This is a genomic window from Streptomyces sp. S186 (assembly GCF_051603415.1).
Classification (GTDB): Bacteria; Actinomycetota; Actinomycetes; order Streptomycetales; family Streptomycetaceae; genus Streptomyces.
Genome location: NZ_CP193932.1, coordinates 2,771,160 through 2,784,735, shown reverse-complemented (window position 1 = coordinate 2,784,735; position 13,576 = coordinate 2,771,160). Strand labels below are relative to the sequence as shown.

The following is a 13,576-nucleotide window of genomic DNA, read 5'->3' as shown; positions in this document are numbered from 1 at the left end:
AACTATGACCACCACTGTTGAGACGGCCGCTGCCACGGGCCGCGTCGCCCGGGTCATCGGCCCGGTCGTCGACGTGGAGTTCCCCGTCGACGCGATGCCGGACATCTACAACGCGCTGACCGTCGAGGTCGCCGACCCGGCCGAGGCCGGCGCCACCAAGACCCTGACGCTGGAGGTCGCACAGCACCTCGGCGAGGGCCTGGTCCGGGCGATCTCCATGCAGCCCACCGACGGCCTGGTCCGCCAGGCCACGGTGACCAACACCGGCAACGGCATCACGGTGCCGGTCGGCGACATCACCAAGGGCAAGGTGTTCAACACCCTCGGTGAGATCCTCAACAAGCCGGAGGCGGCTTCCGAGGTCACCGAGCGCTGGGCGATCCACCGCAAGGCCCCGTCCTTCGACCAGCTCGAGTCGAAGACCGAGATGTTCGAGACCGGCATCAAGGTCATCGACCTGCTGACCCCGTACGTCAAGGGCGGCAAGATCGGCCTGTTCGGCGGTGCCGGTGTCGGCAAGACGGTGCTCATCCAGGAGATGATCTACCGTGTCGCCAACAACCACGACGGTGTCTCCGTGTTCGCCGGCGTCGGCGAGCGCACCCGTGAGGGCAACGACCTCATCGAGGAGATGACCGACTCCGGCGTCATCGACAAGACCGCGCTGGTCTTCGGCCAGATGGACGAGCCCCCGGGCACCCGTCTGCGGGTCGCGCTGGCCGGCCTCACCATGGCCGAGTACTTCCGCGACGTCCAGAAGCAGGACGTGCTGTTCTTCATCGACAACATCTTCCGCTTCACCCAGGCCGGTTCCGAGGTCTCGACCCTGCTCGGCCGTATGCCCTCCGCGGTGGGCTACCAGCCGAACCTGGCCGACGAGATGGGTCTCCTCCAGGAGCGCATCACCTCGACCCGCGGTCACTCGATCACCTCGATGCAGGCGATCTACGTCCCCGCGGACGACCTGACCGACCCGGCCCCGGCGACGACCTTCGCGCACCTCGACGCGACGACGGTCCTCTCCCGTCCGATCTCGGAGAAGGGCATCTACCCGGCGGTCGACCCGCTGGACTCGACGTCCCGGATCCTGGACCCCCGCTACATCTCGCAGGACCACTACAACTGCGCCTCGCGCGTGAAGTCGATCCTGCAGAAGTACAAGGACCTCCAGGACATCATCTCCATCCTGGGTATGGACGAGCTCAGCGAGGAGGACCGGCTCACGGTCTACCGCGCCCGCCGGATCGAGCGCTTCCTCTCCCAGAACACCCACGTGGCGAAGCAGTTCACCGGTGTCGACGGTTCGGACGTGCCGCTGGACGAGTCGATCGCGGCCTTCAACGCGATCGCCGACGGCGAGTTCGACCACTTCCCGGAGCAGGCGTTCTTCATGTGCGGTGGTCTTGAGGACCTCAAGAAGAACGCCAAGGAGCTTGGCGTCTCCTGACCCGTGCTCCCGGACCGGGGGCGGCCCTGGCCGTCCCCGGCCCGTACGACCACTAGTATTTGACCCAACATCTGCCACACCAGGCAGGTGGAGACCCGAGGAGCCATCGTGGCTGAGCTGCACGTCGAGTTGGTCGCCGCGGACCGGCAGGTCTGGTCCGGCGAGGCCAGCCTGGTCGTCGCGCGCACCTCGTCGGGCGACATCGGCGTCATGCCCGGACACCAGCCGCTGCTCGGCGTGCTGCAGTCGGGCCCGGTGACGATTCGTACGACCGGTGAGAGCGGTGACGGCACCGTCGTCGCCGCGGTGCACGGCGGCTTCATCTCGTTCGCCGACAACAAGCTGTCTCTGCTCGCGGAGATCGCCGAGCTGTCGGACGAGATCGATGTCCAGCGTGCGGAGCGGGCCCTGGAGCGGGCGAAGTCGGATGCTGACGCAGCCGCCGAGCGCCGCGCCGACGTCCGGCTGCGCGCGGTGGCGGGCGCTCACTGAGCTCCGTCACCGACGAGATCGATCCTCAGCCGCGGGCTGCCCGGAGTTCCGGAGCGGTCCGCGGCTGAGGCAATGCAGGTGCGTTTCCCCGCCCCGGATCCCGTCCGGGGCCACCCCCACCGAGGCGAGGAGGTCGGTCGAGATGGTCCTCGCTCTGCTTGTGAGCGGCGCGGTCGTGCTGCTGGTCCTGCTGGGGCTGTTCGTCTTCGGACTGAGGCGACGGCTCATCCAGCGGCCCGGCGGCACCTTCGACTGCAGCCTGCGCTGGAACGTGCCGGAGGACGAGCCCAGCGGCAAGGGCTGGATCTACGGCGTGGCGCGGTACAACGGTGACCGGATCGAGTGGTTCCGGGTGTTCTCGTACGCGCCCCGGCCCCGTCGCCTGCTGGAGCGCTCCGCCATCGAGGTGCTGGCGCGCCGCACCCCGCAGGGCGAGGAGGAGCTCGCGCTGCTCTCCGACTCCATCGTGCTGGCCTGCGCCCACGGGGGCACCCGCGTCGAACTGGCGATGAGCGAGGACGCCCTGACGGGCTTCCTGGCGTGGCTGGAGGCAGCGCCTCCGGGGCAGCGGGTGAATGTGGCGTGAGGCGGGGACAGCGCCCGGCCGCTGTCTGTCCGGAATAGCTCCCGGCCGCTGTTCGTTGTGGCCCCGCAGGGGGGCCTCGTGTCCCCTACGGGATCCGTTCGGGTGGCCCCTACGGCACCCCCGACCGCCCCCACCGCCCCCGCCGCCCCCCTAAGGTGCCTCCACCCCCAACTCCTGGGCCAGGACGGCCGCTTGGAGGCGGCTGCGGAGTGTCAGCTTGTTCAGCAGCCGGCTGACGTGGGTCTTCACGGTGGCTTCCGCCATCGCCAGACGCAGCGCGATATCGGCGTTCGACAGGCCCTCGCCCAGGCATCCCAGCACCTCCCGCTCGCGCGGGGTCAGTGGGTCCAGGACCGCCGGGTCCGGGGCCGTCCGGTCCCGCGACGACCGGGCCGCCGGCCGCGCCCGGGCGAACTCGGCGATCAGCCGCCGGGTCACCGCCGGCGCGATGAGCCCCTCGCCGCCCGCCACCGTGCGCACCGCGCCGAGCAGCGTCGCCGCGTCGCTGTCCTTGAGCAGAAAGCCCGCGGCACCCGCGCGCAGCGCGCCGAAGACGTACGCGTCCAGGTCGAAGGTGGTCAGCACCAGGACGTCGGCGAGTCCCTCCTCGGTGATCCGGCGGGTGGCCGAGACCCCGTCCAGCCGGGGCATCTGGATGTCCATGAGGACGAGGTCGGGGCGCAGCGCGCCGGCCAGGCGGACCGCCTCCTCGCCGTCCACGGCCTCCCCGGCCACCTCGATGTCGGGCGCGGACCCCAGGATGAGGACCAGCCCGGCCCGTACGGCGGACTGGTCCTCGGCGACCAGGACCCGGATGGGCCGCGCGGCGGCGCCGGTCATCGTTGCTCTCCCTCCCCGCCGGCGGGCAGTGCTGCCCGCACCAGCCAGACGCTTCCGTCCGGCCCGCCTTCCGGGCCGGCGTCGAACTCCCCGCCCAGCAGGGCGATCCGCTCCCGCATGCCGACCAGCCCGGCCCCGGAACCGGGCGCGCGGGGCCCCGGCCGGTCGGCGTACGGGCTGCGGACGGTGACGGCCAGCGCCCCGCCGGCGCCGTGGGCGATCCGCACCCGGACCTCGCCGGGCGCGGCGTGCTTGAGCGCGTTGGTCAGCGACTCCTGGACGATGCGGTACGCGGCCAACTCGACCGGCGCGGGCGGCTTTTCGGCATCCCTGCCGGCCGGCCGCCGGGCGTCGTCCAGGACGAACTCCAGGCCGCTGGCGGCGCCGTTGGCGCGGGCCTGGGCGACCAGGGCCGCCAGCCCGTCGAGGGTGGGGGTGGCTGCCGGTTCCTCCCCGGTAGTGGTGTTCGCGTCCCGCAACAGGCCGATGAGCCGGCGCATTTCGGCCAGGCCCTGGACGCTGTTCTCGCGGATCACGCCGAGCGCGGCACGGGTCGCGGCGGGCTCGTCAAGGGTCTGTGCGGCGGTGGCGTGGATGGCGATCGCGGACAGGTGGTTGGCGACCAGGTCGTGCAGTTCCCGTGCCATCCGGGCGCGTTCGCCGGCCACCGCCTGGGCGCGGTCCATCTCGGCCAGCAGCGCGGTCTGTTCGGCCCGCAGCCGGGCGGCCTGCGCGCTGTCCCGGTGATCCCGGACGACCAGGCCGGTCCAGGCCGGGGCCACGGTGACCAGCGCGATGACGATGCCGATCAGGACCACCTGCGGGCTGTGCCAGAACACCGCGGTCACGGCGGTGGCGAGCACCGTCAGCAGCACCGAGGCCACCGGGATCCGGCGGGCGGCGGCCGGCGGACCGTAGAGCACCGCGGCATAGACCACGTCGGTGAACATCAGGACGGTGGCGGCCAGTGTGCCGGCGCAGGAGTCCAGCGCCAGCGCGGGCAGCGCCAGGGCCAGTGCGGCCAACGGGGCGGCCCGGCGCAGCAGTTCGGCGGCGGCCATCACGGTGAGCGCGAGCAGGGTCAGCGCCGGGGGCAGGCCGAGGAGCGGCGGTCCGCCGTACAGGCCGAGCGCCCACAGCACCAGCCCGCCGGCCAGTCCGCCGCCCGCGGCGAGCACGTCATGCCGGTGCGGCCGGGCACCCGCGACGGGGGCAGGCGCGACGGGGGAGGGGGCGTTCACCCCTCCATCAAACACGGCGCCGGCGCCGGCCGTCGCCACGGCGGGGAGACGGACCGCACCGGGCGCCCCGAGACCCGGCCGGCTACATCGAAAGTCGCAGCCGGAATCGTCGCCGCAGACGACGGACCGGGCACCGGCGGCTGGGAGGCTGGAGGGGACCGGCCGCTCGGACGGCCCCGGACCTCCCGGAGCCGCCCGGTACGGGGGAGCTGCCGGAGAGGAGGGACCGCCGTGGTCGTCACGCTGATCATCGCCTGTGAGGTCGGCTTCTGGGTACTGCTCGCCCTCGGTCTGGCGCTGCGCTATCCGGCGCGGATGCCGAAGACGGGGGCGGCGGTGCTGCTACTGGAGCCGCTGCTGGAGCTGGCGCTGCTGGTCGTCACCGCGATCGACCTGAAGAACGGCGCCGCCGCGGACTGGAAGCACGGCCTGGCCGCGCTCTACATCGGCTACACCGTCGCCTACGGCCACTACACCCTCAAGTGGGTGGACGTCCGCGTCGCGCACCGCTTCGCCGGCGGCCCGCGCCCGGTCAGGCGCTACGGACGGGACCACCTCGGGCACGAGCTGAAACTGTGGCTGCGCACGGTGCTGATGGCCGCGGTCGCGGCGGCGCTGCTGCAGGGCGCGATCTGGTACGTCGGCGACGGCGACGTCTCCTCGCTGCGGAGCTGGCAGGCGGTGGGCCTGCGCGCCGTGGTGATCCACGGCCTGATCGTGCTGTCGTACCTGGTCTGGCCGAAGAAGGCGCCCGAGGACGCCGACGCCCTAGGGGACGCCGGGGGCCGGAGCGCGCCGGACAGGGCGCCGGCCCCGCCCCGGCAGAAGACCCTGCGCTGAGCGCTGCGGCGCCGCTCAGCGCTCGCCGCCCGGCACCCACAGCACGTCCCCGGTCTCCTTGTTGGCCGTCCGCGCCAGGATGAACAGGAGGTCGGAGAGGCGGTTGAGGTAGGTGGCGGTGAGCGGGTTCATGGTCTCTCCGTGCTTCTCCAGGGCCGCCCAGGTGGAGCGCTCGGCCCGGCGGACGACGGTGCACGCCTGGTGGAGCAGGGCGGCGCCGGGAGTGCCGCCGGGAAGGATGAAGCTGCGCAGCTTCTCCAGCCCTTCCAGGAAGCGGTCGCAGTCCGCCTCCAGCTTGTCGACGTAGGACTGCTCGACGCGCAGCGGCGGGTACTTGGGGTTCTCCGCGACGGGCGTCGAGAGGTCGGCGCCGACGTCGAAGAGGTCGTTCTGCACCCGCAGCAGCACCGCGGCGATCTCCTCCGGCAGCGCACCGAGGGCCAGCGCCACGCCGATCGCCGCGTTGGCCTCGTTGGCGTCCGCGTACGCCGCGATGCGGGCGTCGGTCTTGGCGGTCCGGCTCATGTCGCCGAGCGCGGTGGTGCCCTTGTCTCCGGTACGGGTGTAGATGCGGGTCAGATTCACCATACGAGGGAGACTACGCCGCGGCCCGGCGGATGGGCCGGCCGTGGGCTCTCCGGGGAGAGGCTCCGCCGCGGCGTTCGCCCGGTGGGACGGGGCGGTGCCGGCGCCCGGCGGAAGTCCCCTCAACTACGCGCCCCGGGCGGCCGGCTGACGGCCTTCCGGGCGCTCCCGCGACCCCTTGGGTGTGATGTCCGTCATCCGAGACGTGACGCGTATCTCTTCCCCGCCAATCGATCGCCGGTGACCGCTAACGTCACTCAGGACCGTCAAATGCACAGGGTGTGAGGGGACAAGCAGTGGCAAAGAAGCTTGCCGTCATCGGCGCCGGACTGATGGGTTCCGGGATCGCGCAGGTCTCGGCCCAGGCCGGCTGGGACGTCGTCCTCCGTGATGTGACGGACGAGGCGCTGGCCCGCGGCAAGGGCGGTATCGCGTCCTCCTTCGAGAAGTTCGTCGCCAAGGGCAAGCTGGAGGCGGCCGCCGCCGAGCAGGCGCTGGCCCGCATCACCACCACCACCGACCTGGACGCGGTCGCCGACGCGGACGTCGTCGTCGAGGCGGTCTTCGAGAAGATCGAGGTCAAGCGGGAGATCTTCCGGGCGCTGGACAAGCTCGCCAAGGACGACGCGGTGCTGGCCTCCAACACCTCCGCGATCCCGATCACCAAGATCGCCGCGGCCACCTCCCGGCCCGAGCGGGTGGTCGGCACGCACTTCTTCTCGCCGGTGCCGATGATGCAGCTCTGCGAGCTGGTGCGCGGCTACAAGACCAGCGACGAAACCCTCGCCGCCGCCCGGGAGTTCGCCGAGTCCGTCGGCAAGACCTGTGTGGTGGTCAACCGCGACGTGGCCGGCTTCGTCACCACCCGGCTGATCTCGGCGCTGGTCGTCGAGGCCGCCAAGCTCTACGAGTCCGGCGTGGCCAGCGCCGAGGACATCGACATCGCCTGCAAGCTGGGCTTCGGTCATGCGATGGGGCCGCTGGCCACCGCCGACCTGACGGGCGTCGACATCCTGCTGCACGCCACCGAGAACATCTACACCGAGTCCCAGGACGAGAAGTTCGCCCCGCCGGAGATCATGCGCCGCATGGTGGACGCCGGCGACATCGGCCGCAAGAGCGGGCAGGGCTTCTACGCCCACTGATACCGCGTCAGGGCTGTACTCCGACGGGGTCACCCGCCGGGGTGATTTCGGTATCGGTTCGCTTACAGACGGCAACTTCGCCGTATGAGAGGCAGTCAGTTCGGTAGACGACAATGCACCACAACCCATGACATCGGGGAGCGCATATGCACATCAGGGGCGACCACGCCGAGCTGGTCGTCGGGGGCCGCCTCGACGTCCGCAGCGCGGCGGACGCCCGCACGGCCCTGCACGCCGCCGTGGACTCCGGCCGGGGTGATCTGGTGCTGGACCTGACCGAACTGGATTCGTGGGACGCCACCGGCCTCGGCGTGATCATGGGCGTGCACCGCCGGGCCGGCCGCAACAACCGCCGGCTGGTGCTGCGCGGGGTGCCGCCGCAGATGCAGCGGCTGCTGGTCGCCACCCGGCTGCACCGCATCCTCGCCATCGAGGGCGGTATCGAGGCGGAGTCGGTTCCCCGGGTGTGACTCCCGGGGTGTGACTCCCCGGGTGTGAGGAGCGGGGCGGCGGGCACGGGCGGCGCCCCGCTCCCGCTCCGCGGGCGCCCCCGCCGCGGTCGAACCGGGCGACTCGGACCGGCTGGATCGGCTCGGGGGATCGACTCGGATGTATCGGGGGGCCGTCTCGGATGCATCCGGAGAAAAGCCGCAAGACGTACATTCCCGCCGATCTGCTGCCGTTCTCGTCAAGGTGCCACCCCGGCCGTGCCCCACGTCGCGGATCGGTCTATGGTTCGGTTGTCTGCCGTGTGTCATCATCCGCGGCGGGGCACCGGACCAGACGCGACGGCTGAGGAGATCCGCCGGAGCCGGGGGAGTGCGGACGGCCGGAAGCACCGACGGCACGCACATTCTGGAGAGCTTGCAGCATGGACCCGAACACCCACCCGGGCCCCGAGGAGCACGGCGAGCAGGCCGGCACGGCCGGTTCGCCGGCCCCCGAGTCCGCCGGCCGGCAGGCCGGATCCGGCGGCCTCGCCCGCGTCGTCCGGCTCGTCTCGGGCAACTACCTCGTCACCGTCAACCCCGTCGACGGCTGTGAGATACAGCCCTGCCCGCCCGGCGAGCGCCCCGCCCCGCCCGAGAAGCTGGACGCCGAGGAACGCGCCGCCGCGGCCCGCGCCGCCCAGCCGCCGGTGCCGTCCGGACCGGTCTCGTTCGCCGGCCACGAGATCCCCCTCGAAGAGCGGGACGAGGACATCGCCCGGCTGGAACGGCTGCTCACCCGCGGCCGCTCGGTACGCGTCACCGGCCCCGCCGGCTCCGGCCGCACCCGGCTGCTGGACGCGGTCGCGGGCCGGGTCGCCGACCTCGCCCCGGACGGTGTGGTGCGGCTCTCCGGCTACCACCGCAGCGTCACCGACGTCCTGTACGCCCTCTTCGCCGCGGTCCACCGGGCCCCGCAGCACCGCCCGGAGCGGGCCGAGCTGCTGCGCCTGCTGGGCGGCATCGGCGCGGTCGTCGTCCTGGACGACCTGGAGTTCGGCGGCGCCGCGCTCGACGAGCTGCTGGACGCCACCCCCGAGTGTGCCTTCCTCCTCGCCGCCACCCCCGACGTGCCCGCGCCCAGCGCCGGCGCGCACGTCGAGGAGGTCTTCGTCGGCGGGATCGGCAAGGACGCCGGCCGGCGGCTGCTGGAGCGCGCCCTGGACCGCCCGCTCACCAAGGAGGAGACAGCCTGGGCCGCCGACCTGTGGTTCGAGTCCGAGGGGCTGCCGCTGCGGTTCGTCCAGGGAGCCGCGCTGCTGCGGCAGCGCGACAAGGCCCGGATCGAACCGGGCGCCCTCGACGACGGCTACGGCCTCTTCCCCGAGGACGGCACGGCCGACCCGGAGCAGCGCCCCGAGATCCCGCTGCCGGCCGTCGGCGAGGCCGCCGCGCCCGCCCCGCTGCTCGCCGAACGACTCGGCGCCGCGGCCCAGGAGACCCTCCGCTTCGCGGTCGCCCTCAACGGTGAACTGCCGCACCAGGCCCATCTGCCGGCCCTCACCCAGGACACCCACGCCGACGCCGCCCTCGGCGAACTGCTCGGCTGCGGCCTGATCAGTCCGGCCGGCGGGCACTACCGCCTCGCCGCCACCGTCCAGGAACAGCTCACCGCCGTCGGCTACGCCGAGGACGCCGCCGCCCGGGCGCACACCGCGGCCCAGCACTACGCCTGGTGGGCCGGGCACCCCTCGGTCACCCCCGAGCGGGCCGCGGCCGAGTCCGACGCGGTGCTGGCCGCCATGGGCGTGCTGACCGGCAGCCGGGAGAGCGGCCACCCGGCCGCCGCGGTGCTGCTGGCCCGCACCGCCGCGCCCGCGTTCGCCGCGGCGCTGCACTGGAGCGCCTGGGAGCGCAGCCTGCGGCACGGCCAGGAGGCCGCCCGGCTGGCCGGCGAGGTCGCCGAGGAGGCGTACTTCCACCACGAGCTGGGCGTGCTCGCGCTGTGCAGCGGCAACGTCGACCGGGCGCGCGCCGAGCTGGAGGCGTCCATCGGGCTGCGCGGGGTGCTCTCCGACCGCGACGGCGCCATCGCCGGGCGGCGGGCCCTCGCCCTGGTCATCGACCGGTCCCGGGCCGCCGCGGCGAACGCGCCGACGACGCTGCTGGCGGCCGTCGCCCCCGCGTCCGGTGACGCCGGGGCCGCCCAGGCGGACGCAACGGACGCGCCGGAGCCCCGCGACCCGGCCGCCGGACCGGCCGGCGAGCCGTCGCCGGACGCCGTCTCGACCGCCAAGCTCCACGCCGTCGCCCGCCCCGAGAAGACGGCCGGCACGGCCACCGTCCGCACCCCGGCCGCGGCCGGCCAGGCCACCCCGTTCGACCGGAGCGGACCGGCGGCGCCGCGCGAGACCACCGCGGCGCTCCCGCTCGCCAAGGCCGGCGAGGCCGGGAAGGCCGCGCACGGCGCGCACGCCGCTCACGGTGCGAAGTCCGGTACGGCGGGCAAGGCCGCCGCGGCCGGCGCCGGCGGGGGACTCGGGCGCGTCATCCGCCGCACCGGCCGCCGTAACCTCATCGCGGTCGCCGCCGGAGTGGTGCTGGCCGGCGTGCTCGGCACCGTCGTCACCCTCGGCATGACCTCCGACAACCCCGGCCCGCACGACGACAAGATCACCACCGACCAGTCCCCGGCCGCCGGCGGCGACGGGCAGGAGCCGGCCCAGGAGCCCGGCACCGGCGCCGGCCTGCCGCCCACCGGGTCCGGCACCACCCGGCCCGGCACCCCCGGCACGCCCGGCCACCGGGCCACCACCTCGCCGTCCGCCCCCGGCACCACCGGCGCCCCCAGCGGCCCCGGCACCCCGACCGGCGGCCCGACCGCCACCTCCGGCGGCCCCACCGGCGGACCCACCTCGCCCACCGGCCGCCCGACCCACCCCACGCACCAGCCCACCGGCACCCCCACCCACCCCACGCCGACCGGGCCCACCGTCACCCCGACCGACCCCACCCCGACCGACAAGCCCACGGGCACCCCGACCAGCCAGCCGCCGACGACCTCCGGCGGCAGCTCGGGCGGCAGCCCGTCCGGCAGCAACTCCGCGGTGGCACCGTCCACCAGCAACGGCAGCGCCGGCGACACCGGCGCCCCGTCCGGGGGCCAGTCGGCATCGGACCCGTCGGCATCAGGCCAGGGCACCCCGGCCGGCTGACGCCACCGGCACCCCCTGCGCCCCACCCGGCACACGACGCAACGCGCGACGGCCCGGTACGGACCGCCCGCCGAAGAGGCGGACGACGTCCGTACCGGGCCGTCGCGGTGCGGCCGGCGCGGCGGTCAGAACAGCCGCAGCTTGTCGTCCTCGATACCGCGCAGCGCGTCGTAGTCCAGCACCACACAGCCGATGCCGCGGTCGGTGGCCAGCACGCGGGCCTGCGGCTTGATCTCCTGAGCTGCGAAGACGCCCTTCACCGGGGCCAGATGCGGGTCGCGGTTGAGGAGTTCGAGGTAACGGGTGAGCTGCTCCACGCCGTCGATCTCACCGCGCCGCTTGATCTCCACGGCGACGGTCTGGCCGTCGGCGTCCCGGCACAAGATATCCACCGGGCCAATGGCAGTGGGGTATTCACGCCGAATAAGCGAGTAGCCCTCGCCCAGTGTCTCGATCCGGTCGGCGAGCAGCTCCTGGAGGTGGGCCTCCACCCCGTCCTTGATGAGTCCGGGGTCCACACCCAGCTCGTGCGAGGAGTCGTGCATGACCTCCTCCAGGGTGATGATGAGCTTCTCGCCGCCCTTGTTCTCCACCGTCCAGACGTTGCCGTCGCCCTCCTTGAGGGAGCAGGGCGGGGACATCCAGTTGAGGGGTTTGTAGGCCCGGTCGTCCGCGTGGATGGACACGGAGCCGTCCGCCTTCACCAGGATGAGGCGGGGCGCGGAGGGCAGATGGGCGGTGAGCCGGCCCGCGTAGTCCACGGAGCAACGGGCGATGACGAGACGCATGGTGCGCCACGCTACTCGAATCGGGGCCGCCGACGCGATTCGCCCCCGCACCGGGGTCTCTTTACGGCGGAAACCCCCGCACCCCCGGCGCCCGGGCATGGCCGGTTGTATGTGCAATCTCCTGGTGCGGGCCCCTTGCGCGGCATACCGTTGACGCGGGGGGTCGTGAGGCGAACACGCTGTGTCGCGAATTCCCCTTGTCCCATCCATGAGGCCCCTCCTGTCCCGGCGGGGCCGCGAGAGGAGAACCTCATGTCGCTCGACGTCTCACCGGCCCTCCTCGAACAGGCCGAGCGAGGCGAGGTCGACGAAGCCGTGTTCGTCGACTGCGTCCGGACTTCCCTGCCCTACGCGTGGGGGATGATCAGCTCTCTGGTGGACCGGCTGAAGGCGGACGGCGGCGAGTTCGCCGACAACCAGACGCCGCCGCCGGACGAGCAGGCGCGCGGCCAGCTGCTCCGCGCACTCGCGAGCAACGCCATCCGCGGCTCGTTGGAGCGTCACTTCGGTGTGCGCCTCGCCTTCCAGAACTGCCACCGGGTCGCGGTCTTCCCGCTCGACCCGGCCGCCGACGACCGGCTGGCCCGCTTCACGTCCATCCGCGGCCAGTTGCTCAACCAGTCGCCCGAACTCCGCGACTGCTGATCGGAGTTGCTGCCGCTGAGCGGGCCGGCCGGAGCACCCTCCGGGGCCGTGCACCGGCGGCAGCACCACCGACGAGGCGTGCCCCACGCCCCGCTCCCGCCCCGGCGGGGTCACACCAGCTGCGGCAGCACCTCGGCGCCCAGCCGCCGGACGTTCTCCTCCGTGGCCGCCAGATCGCCCGAGCCCTCCACCAGCAGCGCGAACCGCCTGATGCCCGTACGCTCCGCCGTCGCCGCCAGCCGGTCCGCGCACAGCTCCGGCGAGCCGACCGGATGCAGCGCGCACAGCAACTCCGTGTACGCCAGCGGATCGCGCATCGCCCGATAGCGGCCGTCGACCGTCACATGCGCCCCCAGACCCTGCCGCAGCCAGCCCGGCATCGCCTTCGTCAGCGTCTCCACCGCGGCCGCCCGGCCGTCCGCGATCTGCACCACGCCCGCCGAGACATGCTCCGCCGCGGCCACCTCGGCCGGATCCCGGCCGGCCGCCAGCGCCGCCGACCGCCACAGCGCGACCATCTCCGCCTTCTCCTCGTCGCCGCAGTGCATCCCCAGCAGCATCGGCAGCCCGCGGGCCGCCGCCAGCCTGACCGAGGACGGGGAGGTGCACGCCACCACCACCGGCGGGCCGGCCAGCAGCCCGTCCGGGTCGTCCGGGTCGGTCAGCGCCTCGCTCGACCGCGGCACCACCGCCACCTCCCGGAACGCATAGCGCTCGCCGCGCGCCCCCACCCGCGGCTCGCGCAGCCACCGCAGCAGCAGATCGAGCGACTCCGGGAAACCGTGGTCGTACGCCGCCAGACCGGAGCCGAAGACCTCCAGATCCACCCAGGGGCCGCCCCGGCCCACCCCGAGCGTGAAGCGCCCCTCCGACGTCAGGTGCAGCAGCGCCGCCTGCTCACCGAGCGCCACCGGATGCTGGGTCGGCAGCACACTGACCGCCGTCCCGACCCCGATCCGGCTCGTCCGCCCCAGCAGCAGCGCGGCCAGCGTCGCCGCCTGCGGGCAGACCCCGTACGGGACGAAGTGGTGTTCCGCGAGCCAGACTTCGTGGAGTCCGGACTCCTCCGCGACCTGCGCGGAACGCACCGCGCGGTGCAGTGCTTCCCCCTGCCCCTGACCGGGGAACTGGGCGGCCAGGATGAAAGCCCCTACGCGCATCGCTCTCTGCCTCCTTGCAGCCGACGCGACCCCCCCTCACCCGGCAACAACGGGCGACACGTGCCCAGGGCACGGCCTGACGCGAAATTTCCAGATCATCGCAGAAACGTGACGGCGGGCGTTTACCCCTGACCGTGCCGCGTACGCTGGTGACAGCCCTCCCC

The 13,576-nt window shown here is 73.3% G+C and carries 13 protein-coding genes; 8 read left to right on the top strand and 5 right to left on the bottom strand.

Annotated features, from left to right (window positions below):
• The first annotated feature begins 4 nt into the window (after window positions 1–4).
• The 3 genes from atpD (at window position 5) to ACRAS8_RS11415 (ending at window position 2,525) form a co-directional block, all read left to right on the top strand.
• Window positions 5–1,447 carry a F0F1 ATP synthase subunit beta gene (gene atpD / locus ACRAS8_RS11425; RefSeq protein WP_221906685.1) on the top strand — a complete coding sequence of 481 codons (1,443 nt, stop codon included), beginning with the start codon at window positions 5–7 and terminating at the stop codon, window positions 1,445–1,447.
• A 108-nt stretch (window positions 1,448–1,555) separates the two neighbouring features.
• A complete protein-coding gene (locus ACRAS8_RS11420; RefSeq protein WP_018536084.1) occupies window positions 1,556–1,939 on the top strand; it encodes a F0F1 ATP synthase subunit epsilon in 384 nt (127 codons plus the stop codon).
• Window positions 1,940–2,081: 142 nt separating this feature from the next.
• Complete coding sequence (locus ACRAS8_RS11415; RefSeq protein WP_438485832.1) at window positions 2,082–2,525, top strand: DUF2550 domain-containing protein; 444 nt, start codon at window positions 2,082–2,084, stop codon at window positions 2,523–2,525.
• Between the two features lie 150 nt (window positions 2,526–2,675).
• On the opposite strand, the gene ACRAS8_RS11410 is transcribed toward ACRAS8_RS11415, so the two are convergent.
• Together ACRAS8_RS11410 and ACRAS8_RS11405 are read right to left on the bottom strand one after the other, a co-directional pair.
• The gene (locus tag ACRAS8_RS11410) at window positions 2,676–3,365 is read right to left on the bottom strand and encodes a response regulator (protein WP_438485831.1); all 690 of its coding nucleotides are present in this window, start codon (window positions 3,363–3,365) and stop codon (window positions 2,676–2,678) included.
• Complete coding sequence (locus tag ACRAS8_RS11405) at window positions 3,362–4,606, bottom strand: sensor histidine kinase (RefSeq protein ID WP_438485830.1); 1,245 nt, start codon at window positions 4,604–4,606, stop codon at window positions 3,362–3,364. The genes ACRAS8_RS11410 and ACRAS8_RS11405 overlap by 4 nt, the downstream gene beginning before the upstream one ends.
• 231 nt (window positions 4,607–4,837) lie before the next feature.
• Here ACRAS8_RS11405 and ACRAS8_RS11400 point away from each other — a divergent pair, with 231 nt between their 5' ends.
• Window positions 4,838–5,446, top strand: coding sequence for a hypothetical protein (locus ACRAS8_RS11400; protein WP_438485829.1), 609 nt, complete (start codon window positions 4,838–4,840; stop codon window positions 5,444–5,446).
• A 15-nt stretch (window positions 5,447–5,461) separates the two neighbouring features.
• On the opposite strand, the gene ACRAS8_RS11395 is transcribed toward ACRAS8_RS11400, so the two are convergent.
• Window positions 5,462–6,034, bottom strand: coding sequence for a cob(I)yrinic acid a,c-diamide adenosyltransferase (locus ACRAS8_RS11395; RefSeq protein WP_438485828.1), 573 nt, complete (start codon window positions 6,032–6,034; stop codon window positions 5,462–5,464).
• A gap of 293 nt (window positions 6,035–6,327) precedes the next feature.
• Between ACRAS8_RS11395 and ACRAS8_RS11390 the strand changes: the two genes are divergently transcribed.
• The 3 genes from ACRAS8_RS11390 (at window position 6,328) to ACRAS8_RS11380 (ending at window position 10,819) form a co-directional block, all read left to right on the top strand.
• Window positions 6,328–7,176, top strand: coding sequence for a 3-hydroxyacyl-CoA dehydrogenase family protein (locus tag ACRAS8_RS11390; RefSeq protein WP_438485827.1), 849 nt, complete (start codon window positions 6,328–6,330; stop codon window positions 7,174–7,176).
• A 146-nt stretch (window positions 7,177–7,322) separates the two neighbouring features.
• A complete protein-coding gene (locus ACRAS8_RS11385) occupies window positions 7,323–7,646 on the top strand; it encodes an STAS domain-containing protein (RefSeq protein ID WP_438485826.1) in 324 nt (107 codons plus the stop codon).
• Window positions 7,647–8,047: 401 nt separating this feature from the next.
• Window positions 8,048–10,819, top strand: coding sequence for an ATP-binding protein (locus ACRAS8_RS11380; RefSeq protein ID WP_438485825.1), 2,772 nt, complete (start codon window positions 8,048–8,050; stop codon window positions 10,817–10,819).
• A 125-nt stretch (window positions 10,820–10,944) separates the two neighbouring features.
• Here the strand turns inward: ACRAS8_RS11380 and nucS are convergent, their stop codons facing one another.
• The gene (gene nucS / locus ACRAS8_RS11375) at window positions 10,945–11,607 is read right to left on the bottom strand and encodes an endonuclease NucS (protein ID WP_026246910.1); all 663 of its coding nucleotides are present in this window, start codon (window positions 11,605–11,607) and stop codon (window positions 10,945–10,947) included.
• 252 nt (window positions 11,608–11,859) lie between these two features.
• On the opposite strand from nucS, the gene ACRAS8_RS11370 reads away from it, so the two are divergent.
• The gene (locus ACRAS8_RS11370) at window positions 11,860–12,252 is read left to right on the top strand and encodes an SCO5389 family protein (RefSeq protein ID WP_018536074.1); all 393 of its coding nucleotides are present in this window, start codon (window positions 11,860–11,862) and stop codon (window positions 12,250–12,252) included.
• 110 nt (window positions 12,253–12,362) lie between these two features.
• Here the strand turns inward: ACRAS8_RS11370 and ACRAS8_RS11365 are convergent, their stop codons facing one another.
• Complete coding sequence (locus ACRAS8_RS11365) at window positions 12,363–13,412, bottom strand: LLM class flavin-dependent oxidoreductase (RefSeq protein WP_438485824.1); 1,050 nt, start codon at window positions 13,410–13,412, stop codon at window positions 12,363–12,365.
• Between the last annotated feature and the right edge of the window lie 164 nt (window positions 13,413–13,576).